This window comes from Sporomusa sp., from assembly GCF_035561255.1.
Classification (GTDB): domain Bacteria; phylum Bacillota; class Negativicutes; order Sporomusales; family Sporomusaceae; genus Sporomusa.
Window position 1 is genome coordinate 1 of sequence record NZ_DATMXX010000178.1, and the last position, 3,003, is coordinate 3,003.

Below are 3,003 nucleotides of genomic sequence, written 5' to 3' on the forward strand. Positions count from 1 at the left end.
AAATATACCCTGATCATTGCTGCAAATGTATTAAACTTTTTTTCTGGATCAGATATAAAAGCATTACTTAAACAGATCAAATCTGGTATACAGGACGGCGGCAGTATCTATCTAAGTATATTTTCAACGCTGGACCCTAAATTTCAGGCTATGAAGGAAAGTAGAGCAAAAATTGAGGAAAATACCTTTTACGATGATGAGAAGAAACTATATATCCATTTTTTTGCCAGAGAACAGTTATTAAACTGCTTTCGTGAATTTGAATTGATCTGTTGCTGTGAGGGGATCGAATATGATAATGAAGCAAATAATCCTCATTATCACGGTATAATCGAAATTTTAGTTAGAAAAAAAGTCTTGTCAAAACAAAAAAAGATTAAATTTAGAAAAGAAGCAACAGAACCATCCCGGTGCTTTCCATAAGCCTTTCCCAAAAAGTCGGGGGTAAAGGACGGCCTTCTGTAAAAAAGGACTTATTTGCTCATTTAAAGAACTATGGATCTATACGATAAATTTGGAGGAGAATTCTTATGGAGGGCAAAATACCAGACGCTTCAATCAAATGCGAAGCAAGACGTGCGTTTCTCGCGCTCTGTTCGCCGAAAACACAACTTTTACATGATCCTGTTTCCGATCCCTATGTGGTTTGTGGACATCCAAATCCATCGGGCCTTGGCGATGCAGGCCGTTTTTCACAAACCGGTTCTTGGGGGCAAAGTTCAGTTTTGTTTCCTGTGCTTGAGACCTACCGTACAGCAGACAAATGCGGCAGAGCACCTTATGGCGGGGCGGAATATGGCGTTCCGCAGACACCTGAAGCCGACGCTGTGTGTAGAAAAATTGCGGCATTGCATAAAGGTCATGGTGCCGTTATCTGCCCATCGGGGTTATCCGCGATTGCAACAACTATAGACGCGTTTTCACCGCAAGCGGTTCTTATCCCTGAGAATGTATATGGACCAATGCTCCGGTTTCTGAACCGGCGAGGCATAAAACAAATCCGTTATCCAGCAGGTGCTTCGGCAGATGAATTTCGCTCAGTCCTATTAAAAGTGCGTAGCGAATATTCAGAGCGCGAAGACCTGATTGTCTATATCGAGGCTCCAGGCAGTGGTACTTTCGAAATCCCCGACATTGATGGAATTATAGCGATAGCGCAAAATGCCAAGTTACGTACTGTTATGGACAACACCTGGGCAAGCCACGTCCGTTTTCAACCGCTTGAACACGGCATTGATATTGTTGTGCAAGCGACGACAAAATACGAAGGTGGGTATGGTGATACGCCGTCGGGAGTGGTTATTGCCAAGCACCCACAAGATCTGCAGATTATCGCCGACGAATTGCGCGCAACCGGTAACGGCGCGGTCGCCCCAACGACTTGCTCGCGACTTTATCACAGAATCGATTCGACTGAAGAGCGTCTCAATCAACATGCCGACACTGCCCAACGGTTGATCGACTGGTTTTTGAAACAGCCTTTCGTCACCGGCGTCCTTTCGCCGACTTTAGAAACCTCACCTTATTACGAACGTTTCCAGCGCTATTTCGGCAAAGGCAACGGTCTTTTTAGCGTTGTTTTCCGTCCGGACCTGTCGGCAAAGCACGTCGAGGTTTTTATCGATGCCCTAAACCTCTTCTGGGTTGCTGAAAGCTGGGGCGGGCATTTGTCGCTTGTATTGCCGGTGCATGCCAAGCGCGAAGTCACACCCCTGCCGGATGGTTATATTTTACGCTTTCACGCCGGACTCGAAGACTACCAGGATCTTTTGCGTGATCTCAACCAAGCGGCAGGGTGTTTATAAGTAAAGGGAAATGGGGTTTACTAATTTCTATGGTATGGGCGGGGGGACAGGTTCCTTGTACCATTGTAAAGCTATTTAATATATTTGTTTGGGATTATTGACTTGTCGCGCGCCATGAAAGCGATGGTTACTGGAACGAAAGCAGGCGTTATGCATAACTAAAGATGGAGGAAGGCCCTCCAAACCGCCATAGGTGGAGGTCTCAAACCACCGTAAGCTGCTATGGACAAAGCTATGGTTACTAATTTCCTACTATGCTTATTAGCTTTGGTTAATGCCTTCTTTGAACATAAATGATATTCATTTTTTGCACAAGGTAACTACTGGAACTAACTGCCTGCAACCATCCTTTGCCGAAGTTCCATAGTGAAATTCAGGTGCCAAATCATAAGCAAACCTATATCCAAACAATTCAGGCTTGTAATTATGGATGGCATTATACATTTCAGAATGCGCGCCGCCATACCAGTTTTCATCTTCATAAGGCGCACCCTGAAACCACAGCATAGTGTGTTCAGCTAGTTCGATGATTTCACAGCCATCAGGGATATATGAATTATAGTCAAGTGGCACCTCTGCTGCACAACAAGCCTTTGATGTTCCTTCGGATACTAAAAATTCGGGCAAAATTACAAACGAAACTTTGTCCAATCGATTTGGCACTTTTTCTAAAGTGTCCCAAATATCACACCCGATTTCATCGCAATAGGAAAAATAGTTGGTAGATAAAATTCCACGTTTTATAATCAGCTTACAGGCGGGTTTTGTGATGAAAGTAGCTGTAATTGTTCTTGCTTCACTCATAGTATTCATTCCTTTTGAACGCAGTAGTAGGTAGTAATAACTCATAGGAGTTGGAGATGAATAGTTGTTGGGAAAACTTCGTTTACGGTAATTTTGCGGCAAAACACCAAAATGACTGTTGAATGCTTTTGTAAAACCCTCGTGTGATTCAAATCCTGAATCTAGCGCAATTTCTAATATGCGTTCTTGATTATTGGAATCAATTAATTTTCCGGTAGCCATTGCTAACCTTAAATCTCGTATATACTCGAAAACTGTTTTATTCAACAACTCTTTGAATATACGTAAAGAATGTCTTTTTGAATATCCTGCTTCGGAGCATATATCATCAATGGTTAATTCATTATTAATATTTTGGTGAATGTAATCCTGCATACGTATTACAGCTTTTATC

3 protein-coding genes are annotated in these 3,003 nt (G+C 42.7%); 2 read left to right on the forward strand and 1 reads right to left on the reverse strand.

All coding sequences use genetic code 11. The annotated features are described in order from the left end of the window. Positions 1–423: hypothetical protein (locus VN379_RS10070; protein WP_325533373.1), on the forward strand; the 423-nt coding region annotated here is incomplete at its 5' end. A gap of 107 nt (positions 424–530) precedes the next feature. Continuing rightward, positions 531–1,805, forward strand: coding sequence for a trans-sulfuration enzyme family protein (locus VN379_RS10075; RefSeq protein ID WP_325533375.1), 1,275 nt, complete (start codon positions 531–533; stop codon positions 1,803–1,805). Between the two features lie 300 nt (positions 1,806–2,105). On the opposite strand, the gene VN379_RS10080 is transcribed toward VN379_RS10075, so the two are convergent. Beyond that, positions 2,106–3,003, reverse strand: an 898-nt coding sequence (locus VN379_RS10080) for an AraC family transcriptional regulator (RefSeq protein ID WP_325533377.1), incomplete at its 5' end; no start/stop codon positions are given.

Excerpts from the sequence above, each read along its gene's own strand:
- VN379_RS10075 (WP_325533375.1), top strand. The coding sequence starts at position 531 with ATGGAGGGCAAAATACCAGACGCTTCAATCAAATGCGAAGCAAGACGT.